This window comes from Promicromonospora citrea (assembly GCF_013004695.1).
In the GTDB taxonomy this organism is placed as follows: domain Bacteria; phylum Actinomycetota; class Actinomycetes; order Actinomycetales; family Cellulomonadaceae; genus Promicromonospora; species Promicromonospora citrea.
Genome location: NZ_JABEMG010000117.1, coordinates 1 through 14,143, shown reverse-complemented (window position 1 = coordinate 14,143; position 14,143 = coordinate 1). Strand labels below are relative to the sequence as shown.

The 14,143-nt window shown below is 74.2% G+C and carries 11 protein-coding genes; 10 read left to right on the top strand and 1 reads right to left on the bottom strand.

Going from position 1 to position 14,143, the window contains the following annotated elements; all coding sequences use genetic code 11:
- The 3 genes from HLB15_RS18360 to HLB15_RS18350 form a co-directional block, all read left to right on the top strand.
- A partial coding sequence (locus HLB15_RS18360; protein ID WP_514128829.1) for an NsdA family TPR-like regulatory protein occupies positions 1-555 on the top strand: 555 nt, incomplete at its 5' end.
- A complete protein-coding gene (locus HLB15_RS18355; protein WP_171107313.1) occupies positions 552-1,304 on the top strand; it encodes an HAD family hydrolase in 753 nt (250 codons plus the stop codon). The genes HLB15_RS18360 and HLB15_RS18355, both read left to right, overlap by 4 nt.
- Positions 1,305-1,518: 214 nt before the next feature.
- A complete protein-coding gene (locus HLB15_RS18350) occupies positions 1,519-3,822 on the top strand; it encodes a sodium-translocating pyrophosphatase (protein WP_171107311.1) in 2,304 nt (767 codons plus the stop codon).
- Between the two features lie 88 nt (positions 3,823-3,910).
- Here HLB15_RS18350 and HLB15_RS18345 read toward each other — a convergent pair whose 3' ends face one another.
- On the bottom strand, positions 3,911-4,477 hold the full coding sequence (locus tag HLB15_RS18345) for a DinB family protein (RefSeq protein WP_171107309.1): 567 nt from the start codon (positions 4,475-4,477) through the stop codon (positions 3,911-3,913).
- Between the two features lie 230 nt (positions 4,478-4,707).
- On the opposite strand from HLB15_RS18345, the gene HLB15_RS18340 reads away from it, so the two are divergent.
- The 7 genes from HLB15_RS18340 (at position 4,708) to HLB15_RS18310 (ending at position 13,906) form a co-directional block, all read left to right on the top strand.
- Positions 4,708-6,321: a M20/M25/M40 family metallo-hydrolase gene (locus HLB15_RS18340; protein ID WP_171107307.1), complete on the top strand. Its 1,614-nt coding sequence runs from the start codon at positions 4,708-4,710 to the stop codon at positions 6,319-6,321.
- 69 nt (positions 6,322-6,390) lie between these two features.
- On the top strand, positions 6,391-6,714 hold the full coding sequence (locus HLB15_RS18335; protein WP_171107305.1) for a CD225/dispanin family protein: 324 nt from the start codon (positions 6,391-6,393) through the stop codon (positions 6,712-6,714).
- A 102-nt stretch (positions 6,715-6,816) separates the two neighbouring features.
- A complete protein-coding gene (locus HLB15_RS18330) occupies positions 6,817-8,142 on the top strand; it encodes a hypothetical protein (RefSeq protein ID WP_171107303.1) in 1,326 nt (441 codons plus the stop codon).
- 81 nt (positions 8,143-8,223) lie between these two features.
- Positions 8,224-9,807, top strand: a complete 1,584-nt coding sequence (locus HLB15_RS18325) for a DUF7059 domain-containing protein (RefSeq protein WP_171107301.1) — start codon at positions 8,224-8,226, stop codon at positions 9,805-9,807.
- Between the two features lie 136 nt (positions 9,808-9,943).
- Positions 9,944-10,885 (top strand): LysR family transcriptional regulator, encoded by a 942-nt coding sequence (locus tag HLB15_RS18320; protein ID WP_249360319.1) that lies wholly within the window; start codon positions 9,944-9,946, stop codon positions 10,883-10,885.
- A gap of 261 nt (positions 10,886-11,146) precedes the next feature.
- Positions 11,147-12,265, top strand: a complete 1,119-nt coding sequence (locus tag HLB15_RS18315; protein WP_212760058.1) for a S1 family peptidase — start codon at positions 11,147-11,149, stop codon at positions 12,263-12,265.
- Positions 12,266-12,466: 201 nt separating this feature from the next.
- Positions 12,467-13,906 (top strand): S1 family peptidase, encoded by a 1,440-nt coding sequence (locus tag HLB15_RS18310; RefSeq protein WP_229784889.1) that lies wholly within the window; start codon positions 12,467-12,469, stop codon positions 13,904-13,906.
- The last annotated feature ends 237 nt before the right edge of the window (positions 13,907-14,143 follow it).

Genomic DNA, 14,143 nt, shown 5'->3' with positions numbered 1-14,143 from the left:
GACGCCGTGCGAGCCGCCGAGGCGGGCCGCCGGCGCATCGAGCGGCTCGACGCCCCGCACCTGGCCGCCACCCTCCTCACCCGGCAGGCCCGCGGCCACGCCGCCGCCGGAGAGGGCGAGGCCGCACGCCGCGCCCTGGGCGAGGCCGCGGAGCTGTGCGCCCGCGGCCGTGGCGAGGACGACCCGCACTGGCTGTACTGGATGAACGAGGGCGAGATCCACGGTCAGTCGGGGTCGGCCCACCTCGCGCTGGGCAACACGGCCCGCGCCGTCGAGAGCTTCGGCCACGCCATCCGGGCCGAGCGCAACGGCGAGCGCCGCACCCACGGCCTGTTCCTCAGCCGGGCCGCCCAGGCGCACGCCCGGGCGGGCGACCTCGACGCGGCCTGCGCCGTGGGCGAGGAGGCGGTCGCGATCGCGGAGACCGTGCAGTCGGCCCGGCTGCGCGAGCACCTGCGCGACCTCTCGGCGGACCTGCGCCGGGGCGGCTCGACGCGGCGGTCCGCCGTCGGGTCGCGCGTGCTGACCGAGCGGATAGCGGCGCTGGCGTCGTGACGACGCCGGCCACCCCCCGCGGTGCCGCCAGAGCGCTCGTGCTCTGGGACATCGACCGCACGCTGGTCTATGTCGGGGAGGTGGATCGAACGGCATACCGGGAGGCGTTCGCCGAGGTCGTGGGACGACCCCCCGAACGCCTCCCGGCCAAGGGCACCGGGATGACGATGCCGCTGGCCATCCGCGGCCTGCTCGAGGACAACGGCGTCACCGCGGACGCGGCGGACGAGCTCCTGCCCCGCATGCTCGAGGCCGTGCCACGGCGGTTCGCCGCCCACACCGACGACGTGCGCCGGCTCGGCACCGTGCTGCCCGGTGCGATGCAGGCCCTCAAGGCCGTCGCGGCGGAGCCCGACCTCGTCGCGACCGTGGTGACGGGCAACCTCGAGGCGAACGCTCTCATCAAGCTGCGCGTGTTCGGCATGGACCGGTACGTGGACGCGTCGGTCGGCGGCTTCTCGTCGGACGACGCGCACCGCCCCGCGCTGGTCGGCGTCGCCCAGGGCCGGGCGGCCGCACGGTACGGGGCGACCTTCGGCCCGGCGAACACGGTCGTCGTCGGCGACTCGCTGGAGGACGTGCGCACGGGCGTCGAGGGCGGCGCGCACGTGATCGCCGTCGCCTCGGGCACGACACCCGCCGAGCGGCTCGTCGGTGCCGGCGCCGATGCCGTGCTGCGGGACCTCACGGACGCGGCCGGGCTGCTGCAGGAGATCAGGACCCTGACGGGCGGCGCGGACGCCGGCTGAGCGGGGCCGGCCGCGGCGTCGCGACCCCTCGGTGGATGCAACCGGATCCAGGTGCGGGACGGGGCATACGGCGACATAGTGACTGCCGTCACATGTGGGTAGACTCTGCTTCTTCCCGCCTTCGACGTTGCCGGCGGGGCGCATCAGCCTTGTGCTGGTCATGGGGGTACACACACGTCTGGGGGAACTCCCCGGAGCTCGTCGAGGAGGACGGATGCCCGAAGGAGAGATTGTTTTCGGCGCAGGGAGCTACACCACGGTCGCGGTGATCGCTCTCATCGCTGCCGCGGCGCTGGGGTGCGCCTTCGTGCTGCGTCGCCAGGTGCTCGCCGCGCCTGACGGGACCGCGAAGATGCAGGACATCGGCCAGGCCGTGCAGGAGGGCGCCTCCGCGTACCTGCGGCGGCAGCTGCGGACGCTGGTGCTCTTCGCCGCCGTCGTGTTCGCGCTGCTGTTCCTGCTGCCGGGGGACGGCGGCGTGCGGCTCGGCCGCTCGGTCGCGTTCCTGTTCGGGGCCGGGTTCTCCGCGGCCATCGGCTACCTGGGCATGTGGCTCGCCGTGCGCGCCAACGTCCGCGTGGCGTCGGCCGCGACCCGGCCCGGCGGCCGCGCGGAGGGCGCCCGGATCGCGTTCCGCACCGGCGGCGTGGTCGGCATGTCCGTGGTGGGCCTCGGCCTGCTGGGTGCCGCGCTCGTCGTGCTGGTCTACGACGTCGAGGCGCCCGCCGTGCTGGAGGGCTTCGGCTTCGGCGCCGCGCTGCTGGCCATGTTCATGCGCGTCGGCGGCGGCATCTTCACCAAGGCGGCCGACGTCGGCGCCGACCTGGTCGGCAAGGTCGAGCAGGGCATCCCGGAGGACGACCCGCGCAACGCCGCCACCATCGCGGACAACGTGGGCGACAACGTCGGCGACTGCGCCGGCATGGCGGCCGACCTGTTCGAGTCGTACGCCGTGACCCTGGTGGCCGCCCTCATCCTGGGCAAGGCCGCGATGGGCGAGCAGGGCCTCGTCTTCCCGCTCATCGTCACCGCGATCGGCGCCTTCGTCGCGCTGCTCGGCGTCTTCATCACGCGCGTGCGGGGCAACGAGAGCGGCCTCACCGCGATCAATCGCGGCTTCTACGTCTCCGCCGTGATCGGCGCCGTCCTGGCGGGCGTCGCGGCGTTCGCCTACCTGCCGTCGTCGTTCGACCAGCTCAGCGGCACCGCCGACCTGTCCGGCGTGACGGCCGACCCGCGTGTCGTGTCCGCGCTCGCCGTGCTCATCGGTGTCGTGCTCGCCGGCGTCATCCTGTGGGTCACGGGCTACTTCACCGGGACGGACAAGAAGCCGACCCTCGGCGTCGCCGCGACGTCGCGCACGGGTGCCGCGACGGTCGTGCTGTCCGGCATCGGCGTGGGTTTCGAGTCCGCCGTCTACACCGCCGGCATCATCGCCGCGGCGATCTGCGGCGTGTTCCTGCTGGCGGGCGGCTCGATCTCGCTGGCGCTGTTCCTCGTCGCCCTGGCCGGCTGCGGCCTGCTCACCACGGTCGGCGTCATCGTCGCCATGGACACGTTCGGCCCGGTCAGCGACAACGCGCAGGGCATCGCGGAGATGTCGGGCGACGTCGACGAGGAGGGCGCGCAGATCCTCACGGACCTCGACGCGGTCGGCAACACCACGAAGGCCATCACCAAGGGCATCGCGATCGCCACGGCCGTGCTCGCGGCGACGGCTCTGTTCGGCTCGTACGCCGACGCCGTGTCGCACGCGCTCGCGCAGGTCGGCGCCGTGGGCGGCGGCCTCGTCGCCTCGATGCTCAGCTACGAGATCATCTCGCCCGTCACGCTCGTCGGCGTCATCCTCGGCGGCGCCACGGTGTTCCTGTTCTCGGGCCTGGCCATCGACGCCGTGACCCGCGCGGCGGGTGCCATCGTCTTCGAGGTGCGCCGCCAGTTCCGCGAGCACCCGGGCATCATGACGTTCGACGAGCGCCCCGAGTACGGCAAGGTCGTCGACATCTGCACGCGCGACTCGCTCCGCGAGCTCGTCACACCGGGCCTGCTCGCGGCGTTCGCGCCGATCGCCGTCGGGTTCGGCCTCGGCGTCGGCCCGCTGGCCGGCTTCCTCGCCGGAGCCATCGGCACGGGCGTGCTCATGGCCATCTTCCTCGCCAACTCGGGCGGTGCCTGGGACAACGCGAAGAAGATCGTCGAGGACGGCAAGTTCGGCGGCAAGGGGTCGGACGCGCACGCGGCGACCGTCATCGGCGACACCGTGGGTGACCCCTTCAAGGACACCGCGGGCCCGGCGATCAACCCGCTGATCAAGGTCATGAACCTCGTCGCGCTGCTCATCGCGCCCGCCGTGGTGGCGATCAGCGTGCCCGAGGACGCCAACCACGCCCTGCGCATCGGCATCGCTCTCGTGGCGGCCGCCGTGGCGTTCGGCGCCGTGGCCTGGTCCCGCGTGCGGGCCTCGCGCCTGGAGGCCACCGAGGAGGCCAACCAGGACGCCGCGCAGGCGACGGTCTGACACCTCGAGAACGACCTCGGGTACCGCATCCGACCGGATGCGGTACCCGAGGTCGTTCTCGTTCGTGACCGGCGTCGTGCCGGTGCCGTCACTGGCCGACGCGGCCGTCGATGCACTCCCTCAGGAGGTCGGCGTGGCCCACGTGGCGCGCGTACTCCTCGACCATGTGCACCAGCACGTCGCGCACCGGGATCTCGTCGCCGCGCCGCGTGGCCGTCGCGCCCAGGCCGTCCTCCGGCAGCGTCTCCATCCACGCGTCGGCGTGGTGCACCTCGTCCCGCCAGTTCGCCCACGCCTCCTCGACGACCGCGGGGTCCGCGACGGCGCCGTCGAAGTCCGCGTCACCGCTGCCGTACAGGTCACCCGCGTCGTCCTGGCCGGAGAGCACCTCCCGGAACCAGCCCCGCTCGACCTGCGCGAGGTGCCGCACGAGCCCGAGCAGCGACATCGTCGACGGCGGCACGGACCGGCGCGCCATCTGCTCGGCGTCGAGGCCCTGGCACTTCATCTCCAGGGTGAGGCGGTAGTGCCTCAGGTAGTTCCAGAGTGTCTCCTTCTCGCCCACGGGGTCGGACAACGCCTCGCGGGGGTCTTCCTCGGGGTCGGCCCACATGTCGGGATAGACGGTGGCCTGGCTCCATCGCTCAGTGGTCATGGCACCAGTGGACCCGCACACCCGCGGGCGGTCAACGCCACAGCGGCGTCGAGGGGCAGGATTCGGGGCTTTCCGGCAAAATGGAACAGGCATGCACCTCGCACCAGGTCTGTGGAAAAGCCGCAGCGACCGCTATCGTTCGCGGTGTTGTGCCATCCAGCGCTCGCCGGAGCGGGCGCGGACCCGTCGCAGGAGCCCCTCGGGGCAGACCCGGAGCAGGAGAAGGTCCCGTGAGTGCCGACACCGACCCGACCGAGGCGATCCCCCAGGTCACGGCGGAGATGATCGCGAAGGCGGCGGCCCGCCCGGCCCCGCAGCCCGCGCAGGCGCCCGCCGAGAGCGCCCCGGCACAGCCACCGGCCCCGCCGGAGCCGCCGGCCGGGGACGCCCCCGCGCACGGCCCCGTCCCCGACCAGCCCGCAGCGCCCGACGCGGTGCTGCCCGGCGGCGCGTCCTTCGCCTCGTCCGAGCAGTACGGCGACGGGCACCTCGCCGCAGGCCACATCGCCGCGGCGCACCTCTCCTCCCTCGTGCAGATCCCGACCGTGTCCGCGTGGGACCCCGACGACCTCGACCACGAGTCCTTCGCCCGGCACCGCGCGGCGCTGGCGGCCTTCTACCCCCGCGTGCACGCCCTGCAGAGCGAGCCCGTCGGTGAGCACGGCCTGCTGTTCCGGTGGCCGGGCCGCGGGCGCGAGGACGTGCTGCACCCGTTCCCCGTCGTGCTCGTGGCGCACCAGGACGTCGCGCCGGTCCTCGAGACCGACTGGGCGGGCGACCCGTTCTCGGGCGAGATCCGCGACGGCGTCGTGCACGGCCGCGGTGCGGTCGACGGCAAGGGCGTGCTCGTCGCGGTGCTCGACGCCGTCGAGACCCTGCTGGGCGACGGGTTCGTCCCCGAACGGGACGTGTGGCTGTTCTTCGGCGCCGACCAGGAGACCACCGGGCAGTCCGCCGAGCGCGCCGTCCGGCGGCTCTACGAGCTGGGCGTGCGGCCGTGGCTCGTGCTCGACCAGGGTGCCGGCGTCGTGACCGACGCGGTGCCCGGCGTCGAGAAGCAGGTCGCACTCGTCGGCGTGGCCGAGAAGGGCCGGATCGGCGTCGACCTGTACACGACCGACGCCGGCGGGCATGCCGCGACGCCCGGCCGCCGTACGGCGACGGGTCGCCTGGGCCGCGCCGTCGCGCGCGTCAGCGGTCACGCCTTCCCCGCCCGCGTGAGCCCGCCGACGGCGGCCCTGCTCGAGCGGGTGGCGCCCGGCGCGAGCGGTGCGCGCGGTGCGCTGCTGCGCCTGGCCACGCGCCTGTCGTCGGGCCCGCTGCGGGGCGTCGCGGCGTGGCTCGTCGGGCGCGGGGGCCCCGAGGCGTGGGCGAGTGTCCGCACCACGGCGGCGGTCACCGAGCTCGAGGGCAGCGTGGGGGCGACCGTCGCGGCGTCGTCCGCACGGGCGCACGTGGACGTCCGGGTCGCGCTCGGCGACACGGTGGAGCGGACGGTCGCGCGGCTGCGCCGCGTCATCGGTGACAAGGGCGTCGAGCTCGAGGTGCTCGGCTCCGGCGAGCCGAGCGAGGTCTCGCCGTACGACGGCCAGCAGTTCACGCTGCTGGGCGAGGCCGTCGGGTCGGTGTACCCGGACGCCGTCGTCGCGCCGCACGTGCAGCTCGCCGCGTCCGACGCGCGGGCGTTCACCCCGATCAGCGACCACGTCTACCGGCTCAGCCCGTTCGTGCTCACGGCCGAGCAGCGCCGGGCGGTGCACGGCGCGGGGGAGCGGCTGAGCGTGGAGTCGCTGGCGCGGGGTGTGCATTTCTATCGCGAGGTGCTGCGCAAGATCCCGGGCTGACCTGCGCATTCAACAAATGACCGAAAATGGACTAAGTTCTCCCTTTACATCAGTGAGGGGGAAATGGTCATGAGCAGCAACGCCGCGGTGCCGGGTGGAGCGCGTGGGCCCGTGCACGTCAACGTCCACACCTACCCCGCCCAGCTCCAGTACCCGCCGCGCACCTACCTGCTGTTCTCGATCCTCGTCACCATCTTCTTCTTTTTCCCGACGGGCCTCGTCGCCCTGGTGAACGCGGCCCGCGTGAACTCGTTCTGGAAGGCCGGGGAGCACGACAAGGCGCGCAAGGCGTCCCGCCGCGCACGCAACTGGGGCCTGCTGACGTTCGCGATCGGGCTCGTGGCCATGGCGGCCGTCGTGCTCTTCTCGAGCATCAGCTACGTCAACCGGTAGTCCGACCCGGGTCAGGGCCGGGCCAACTTCACCCGACCTCCACCACGCGACCCACGGCTGCCCTTCCGGTGCTCCCAGGGGTTGCGGGTAAAGTTCGCGGCTATGAGTGCGACACGGCGCAAGGGCTCACGGGGTGGTCGTGCTGCGTCCCGTGCCGCCGGACCCCCGGCGTCCAACGCGCTCGCCTGGGCAGAGAGTCTCGCGTCGGGCGAGCCCGCCCCCGGCTCCAGCGCCCTCGAGTGGGCCGAGGGCCTCGCGGCCAAGGACGCGACGCCGAGCCCGTGGGGCAGCGTGGGCGGATCCTCCCCGACCTCGGCCCCCACGTCGTCGGCCGCCCCCACGGGCACGGCGGACGACGGCTCGCCGTGGGGCCCGATCCCCGCACCCGCCGTCGCCGACGCGCCCGCAGAGGGCGACGCGAACCCCTGGGGACCCGTCGTCGGCCCGGACCCCGACCAGCCCCGCGGGGGCAGCAAGAACGCGCGCGGCAAGGGCGGCAAGGGCGGCCGGTCCGGCAGGTCGCGGTCCAAGGGCAAGGGCGGGCGGTCCGGCAGGTCGCGGTCCAAGGGCAAGGGCGGGCGGCCGAGCGCGAAGGGCGCCCCGAAGACCGACGTCGCGCCGACTCCCGCGGGCGGCTTCCCTGTCGGTGGAGGTGTCGGTGGAGGTGTCGGCGGGGGTGTCGGCGCGGACCCGGCCCCGGACGCCGCCGAGGGCGTGGCCGACGCGCCGCCCTTCACCGAGGCGGACGCCCCGGGCGGCCTCGCGGACGTGCTGCCCGAGATCGCTCCGGAGCCGGCGCCCGACGCCGAGCCGGAGGCCGACGCGGCTCCCGGGCGCCGTCCTGCGCAGCGCGGCGGCGCGAAGAAGGCGGGCTCGGCGAAGAAGGCCGGCACGCGCCCGCGCGGCCGGCTCGCGCCGGACACCGCGCAGCAGAAGCGCATCAGGACATCCCTGCGCCGTGGCCTGCCGCCGCTCCTCGACCGGCCGACGACGCTCGTCGCTGCCGGCGTGATCGCGGCTCTCCTCGGGCTCGGCGCCGGCTGGGGCACCAGCCTCACGGGTGACGACGCCCCGCTGTCGGCCGCCGACGCGGCGTCGTGCGCCCAGACCCAGATGGCGTGGACCCAGGCGGCCAACGCGCAGTCGGCCATGGTCCAGGACCAGCCGGAGACGCTGCGCAAGGGCTTCATCAACGCCCGCAACGCGCTCGAGGGCGTGACGCCGCCGGAGGCCATCGCGGAGGACTGGGCGATCGCGTACACCTATTACTCGACGGTCGCGAACAACATCGAGAAGGTGAAGCCGAACGACGGCGCCGCGGTGACCTCGGCCGTGGGCGGGGCGCAGCAGGAGCTGGACACCGACGCGATGGTCGCGGCCTTCGAGCGGGTGCAGGAGTACGTGGCGTCCAACTGCCAGGGCGGCTGACGCGGGGCGTGCCCGGTGCCACCCCGGCTCCCCGGCGGGGATGATGAGGCCTGCGGTGCGTCCTGCGGGCAGGATGGGCACGTGCACCCTCCCGTGACCGACCCGGCGCTCGTCGCCGCCCTCCGCTCCGACCTGACCGCGAGCTCGTACCACGTGGACGGCGTCGAGGACCTGCTCGGGCCGCTCGCCGCGGCCGCCCTGCACCGTGAGCAGGCGCTCCCCGCGCGCCGCGCGGTGTCGGCGGCCGTGGCGGGCCGCGCGCCGTCGGACCACGACCCCCGCGCCACGCTCGCCGGCCTGTTCCTCCTCGGCCTGCCCGTACCGCGGGCCGCCCTCGACCGGGCGCTGCCCACGGTGCGCGCCGACGGCATGGCGCGCCTCGGCCTGGTCACCGCCCGGGGCGCCGACGCGGACGACGAGGTGCGTGCGCTCGCCGACCTGCGCCCCTACGCGTCCACCGACGCCGTGGGCGACGCCCGCTGGTGGCTGGCCTCCGACCTCGGCGAGCTCGCCACCGGAGGCCGGCTCGCGACCGATCACGTGCTCGGCGCCGGGGGCGCGTCGCTCACGCTCGCCCAGGTCACGGTGCGTCGGCCGACCGGGCAGGTGCTCGACCTCGGCACCGGGTGCGGTATCCAGGCCCTGCACGCGGCCCGGCACGCGCGCCGCGTCGTCGCGACGGACATCTCCCGCCGCGCGCTGGCCTTCGCCGAGCTCAACGTGGCCCTCAACGCGCCGGCGGACGCCGACGTCGAGCTGCGCGCGGGCTCGATGTTCGAACCCGTGGCGGGCGACCGGTTCGACCTCGTCGTCTCCAACCCGCCGTTCGTCATCACGCCCCGCACCGGCGCGGCGGGCCGCGCCGTCGCCGAGGCCCTCGGGGACTACGAGTACCGCGACGGCGGCCGCGCGGGCGACGACCTCGTGCGTGATCTCGTCCTCGGGCTGCGCGACGTGCTGGTGCCGGGCGGCGTCGCCCAGCTCCTCGGGAACTGGGAGCACCGCACGGGGCAGGCGTGGACCGAGCGGGTCGGCGCGTGGCTCGACGAGGCGGGCCTGGACGGCTGGATCATCCAGCGCGAGGTGCTCGACCCGGCCGAGTACGCCGAGACCTGGATCCGCGACGGCGGCACCACACCCGACCGTGAGCCCGACGCGTGGGCCGCCGCGTACGGCGCGTGGCTCGACGACTTCGCGGCCCGCGACGTCGAGGCGGTCGGGTTCGGCATCGTCACCCTGCGGCGCCCCGAGTCCGGGACGCCCACCCTGCGCCGCCTCGAGGAGCACACCGGCTCGGTGCGCCAGCCGCTCGGCGCGCACATCGCCCGCAGCCTCGCGGCGCACGACTGGCTGGCCGCGCGCGACGAGACCGCCCTGGCCGGTGCACGGCTCGTCGTGGCGGCCGACGTCACGGAGGAGCGGTACCTCGAGCCGGGCGCGGCCGACCCGAACGTCGTCGTCGTGCGGCAGGGCGACGGCCTGGGGCGCGGCGTGCACGCCTCGAGCCCGCTCGCCGCCCTCGTGGGCGCGTGCGACGGCGAGCTCACGGTGGGGCAGATCGTGGGCGCGCTCGCGGCGCTCTACGAGGTGCCCGCCGACGCCCTCGCGGCCGAGCTGCTGCCCGCCGTGCGCAACCTCGTCCGGGACGGGTTCCTGGCGGAGTGAGGCCCCCGCCGCGAGGCGCCGCGGGCGGAACGCTCGTTTCCGGGACGTAACGGTCGGGTTGTGACAGCGCTGAATCTTGTCCCGAACAGAGACATCCGGGGACATGACAGTTATTTTCCACCGTGTGGAACTCGACATGCGGCACTTGAGGATGGTCGTCGCCGTTGCCGAGTCGGGCAGCGTCACGAAGGCAGCTGCTGCCCTCGGCATCGCGCAGCCGGCGTTGACCGCGCAGCTGAACCGCATCGACCGGTCGCTGGGCGGCAACGTCTTCGTCCGGGACCGGTTCGGCGCGCGCCCGACCGAGCTCGGTGACCTGATCCTGCGGCACGCCCGCGTCCTGCTGCCCGCCATGGCGGCCCTCGCCGACGACGCGGAGCGCCTCGTCAACGGCGACGTGGCCCGCGGCGAGACGGTGCGGGTCGGCATCACGGGCACCGCGCTCGGCGGGCTGTTCGTCAACCAGCTCCACGTCGCCCTGCCGGGCGCCCAGGTCACCACGGCGATGCCGCACGTGGCCGACGACGTCGCCTCCCGGCTCGCCCGGGGCACGATCGACGTCGGTCTGGTCGGCGTGTGCTCCGACGTCTCACCGCCCGCCGCCGTCGAGGTGGCGTGGACGCGGGTGTGCACCGACCCGATGTTCGTCCTGCTCGACGAGCACCACCCGTACGCGGGCAAGCCGGAGGTCGCGCTCGCCGAGCTCGCCGAGGAGCAGTGGCTGTGCGTGCCCGCCCACACCGGCGTCGAGGAGTGCTTCGTCTCGGCGTGCGTGCGCGCTGGGTTCACGCCGCGCGGCATGGGCGAGGCGGAGTGGACCACGGCCGTCGACCAGGTGCGGGCCGGGCGTGCCGTCGCCCTGGTGGAGCCCGGCCAGCTCGACCCGCCGGGCGTGGTCACGGTGCCGCTCGCCGGTGCGCCCCTGCGGCGGACGCACTACCTGGGCTGGCGGCACGACGCGGACCTCCGGGTCGACGTCGAGGCCGTCGAGGGCGCCGCCCACCGCGCCCACCGGGACGCCGTCCGGCGCAGCCCGCAGTACGAGCAGTGGTTGGGCATGTACGGCATGCTCGGCTGACCCTCCCCGCCCGCCGAGGTAGTCACCTGGCGAGGTAGTCACAGGGCGAGGTAGTCACGTGGCGAGGTAGTACTACCTCGCCCCATGACTACCTCGCCCCATGACTACCTCGGCGGGGTTGGGGTTTGCCCTCCATAGGAAATATGTATGACCTGAGTGTGATCTGGGCGGGTAGTCCATCTCCTCCTACGGTGGTCGGGCGGGTGAAAAGTCACCTGCGGGTGGAACTTCACCCCCCTCCGACCCGAGGAGTCGCTGGAGATGAGACACACTTCCCTCCGGGGCGTCGCCGTGGCAACCGCCACCGTGGGCCTCTTTGCCGGCACGGTCAACGCCGTCGCCGCCGGATCCGCCGACGCCGAGTCCGCTGCGGGCTACGCGCCCGGCCTGGTCGCCGCGATGGAGCGCGACCTGGGCCTGAGCACCGCCGAGGCCGTGGACCGGCTGGCGCTCCAGGAGACGCTGTCCGCCACGCAGCAGAGCCTCGAGGCGTCGCTCGGCGGCTCGTACGCCGGCGCCTGGCTCGAGGGGGCCGACGCGCTGCACGTCGCCGTCACCGACGCGGCCGAGGCCGCGACCGTCCGCGCGGCGGGCGCCACCCCGGTCACCGTCGACCACTCGCTCACGGCGCTCGACACCTGGACGGCCGACCTGGGCGGCGCGCTCGCGGCGTCCGACGTCACCTCCTACCACGTCGACGTGGAGACCAACGAGATCGTCATCGACGTGGTCGAGGGCGCGACGGCCGACGTCGAGAAGGCCGTCGCGGCGGCGGGCGTCCCCGCGTCGGCCGTGTCGCTCCAGGAGACCACCGAGCGGCCGCGCACGTTCGCGGACGTGATCGGCGGCGAGGCCTACTACATCATCGGCAGCGCGCGCTGCTCGGTCGGGTTCGCCGTGACCGGCGGCTTCGTCTCGGCCGGCCACTGCGGCACGGTGGGCTCGCCGACGAGCGAGCCGTCCGGCACGTTCGAGGTCTCCGAGTTCCCGGGCAGCGACTACAGCTACGTCTCGGTCGACTCGGACACCCCCGTCGGCGTGGTCGACGACTGGAACGGCGGCACGGTCGCCGTCGCGGGCTCGTCGCCCGCCGCCGTCGGCGCCTCGGTGTGCCGCTCGGGCTCCACGACCGGCTGGCACTGCGGCACCATCGAGGCCCTCAACGCCACGGTGAACTACGCGGAGGGCACGGTCACCGGTCTCATCCAGACCGACGTCTGCGCCGAGCCGGGCGACTCGGGCGGCTCGCTGCTCGCCGGCAACCAGGCCCAGGGCATGACGTCGGGCGGCAGCGGCAACTGCTCGTCGGGCGGTCAGACCTTCTTCCAGCCCGTCGGTGAGGCGCTCAGCGCCGCGGGGGTCAGCCTGCTGACCAACTGAGCCGACACGCCACCGCAGGTGGCGGGTAGGGGCTTCCCCTACCCGCCACCTCGGCATGTCCGCATATTCCCCCGATATGGCCTAAACGGTATCTGGGAGTTACCTGAAAGCGACCTTACGCTGTGCGGCACTGGGTGAATCCATTGCCCCGACGACAAGGAGTCGCTGGACATGAGACGCACATCCTTCAGAGCAGTCACCGTGGCCACAGCTACCGCGACGCTCATCGCCGCAGGCATCACCGCCGCCTCCGCCGGCACCGCGGCCGGTACCGACGCACCGGACGCCTCCCGCTACGCACCCGGCCTGGTCGCCGCCATGGAGCGCGACCTCGGCCTGGACACCGCGGAGGCCATCGACCGCCTCCGCACCGACGAGGCGCTCTCCGCCACGGCGCACACCCTCATCAAGTCGCTCGAGGCCACGTCGCTCGAGAAGCAGTACGCGGGCTCGTGGGTGGAGGGCGACGAGCTGTACGTCGCCGTCACCGACAAGACCGCGGCCGCCCAGGTCCGCGCCGCCGGTGCCACCGCCGTCACCGTCGACCGGTCCCTCGCGGCACTCGACCGCATCGCCACCCGCGCCTACGAGGCGGCGCCGGAGGCCGACGTCGCGAGCGCCTACGTGGACGTCGAGTCCAACACCGTCGTGCTCGAGGTCGCCGAGGGCGCGAAGGCCGCTGCGACGAAGGCGGTCCGCGCGGCCGGGGTGCCCGCGGGCTCCGTCTCGGTCGTCGAGGTCGCCGAGATGCCGCGGACGTTCATCAACGTCATCGGCGGCAACGCCTACTACATCGGCGGGGCGCGCTGCTCCGTCGGCTTCTCCGCCACGGGCGGCTTCGTCACGGCCGGCCACTGCGGCGTGCGCGGGGCCACGACGAGCCAGCCCTCCGGCACCTTCCAGGTGTCCTCGTTCCCAGGCAACGACTACGCCTACGTGAACACGGGCACGGACGACACCCTCGTCGGCGCCGTGAACAACTACAGCGGCGGCACGGTCAACGTCGCGGGCTCGACCGCTGCCGCCGTCGGCGCGACGGTCTGCCGCTCGGGCTCCACGACCGGCTGGCACTGCGGCACCATCCAGGCGCTGAACGCGTCGGTCACCTACGCCGAGGGCACCGTGAGCGGCCTCATCCGCACCAACGTGTGCGCCGAGCCGGGTGACTCGGGCGGCTCGCTGCTCGCCGGCACGCAGGCCCAGGGCATGACGTCGGGCGGCAGCGGCAACTGCCGCAGCGGCGGCACCACGTACTTCCAGCCGGTGAACGAGGCGCTGAGCGCCGCGGGGGTCTCGCTCATCACCACCGGTGGCGGCGGCGGCACGCCGGGCGGCTGCTCGGGCGAGGAGTCGGCGTTCAGCGGCTCGCTGAGCTCGGGCGGCCAGGCGGCCGAGCCGGGCACCTCCGGGTTCACCTCGGGCTCCGGCACCATCACGGGCTGCCTCGACGGTCCGTCCGGCACCGACTTCGACCTCTACCTGCAGAAGGTGAGCGGCGGCGCGTGGACGACGGTGGCCCGCGCGATCACGACGTCGCCGGACGAGCGTGTGACCTACACGGGCACGTCGGGCACCTACCGCTGGGTGGTCGTCTCGTACACGGGGTCCGGCTCGTACACGGGCGGCTGGTCGACGCCGTGACCTGACCGCACCGGCGTGACGGGCGCACGGGCCGCTGCGGCGGCCCGTGCGCTCGCGGTGTGAGCCGGCCGGCGTGGGTCAGGTGGCGGGTCGCGCCGTGGCCTGCCGCACGAGCAGCAGCGTGGCCGACGCCGCGAGCGTCACCGCCACCACACCGAGCACGCCGCCCATGTAGGCGGTGAGGCCGCCGCCGGTCGGCAGCCCCCAGGCCGTCCCGCCGGCGCCGCCCAGCGCACC

Coding starts and splice junctions, on each gene's coding strand:
- HLB15_RS18335 (WP_171107305.1), top strand. CDS start 6,391: ATGAGCAGCAACGCCGCGGTGCCGGGTGGAGCGCGTGGGCCCGTGCAC.
- HLB15_RS18345 (WP_171107309.1), bottom strand. CDS start 4,477: ATGACCACTGAGCGATGGAGCCAGGCCACCGTCTATCCCGACATGTGG.
- HLB15_RS18320 (WP_249360319.1), top strand. CDS start 9,944: ATGCGGCACTTGAGGATGGTCGTCGCCGTTGCCGAGTCGGGCAGCGTC.
- HLB15_RS18330 (WP_171107303.1), top strand. CDS start 6,817: ATGAGTGCGACACGGCGCAAGGGCTCACGGGGTGGTCGTGCTGCGTCC.
- HLB15_RS18315 (WP_212760058.1), top strand. CDS start 11,147: ATGAGACACACTTCCCTCCGGGGCGTCGCCGTGGCAACCGCCACCGTG.
- HLB15_RS18350 (WP_171107311.1), top strand. CDS start 1,519: ATGCCCGAAGGAGAGATTGTTTTCGGCGCAGGGAGCTACACCACGGTC.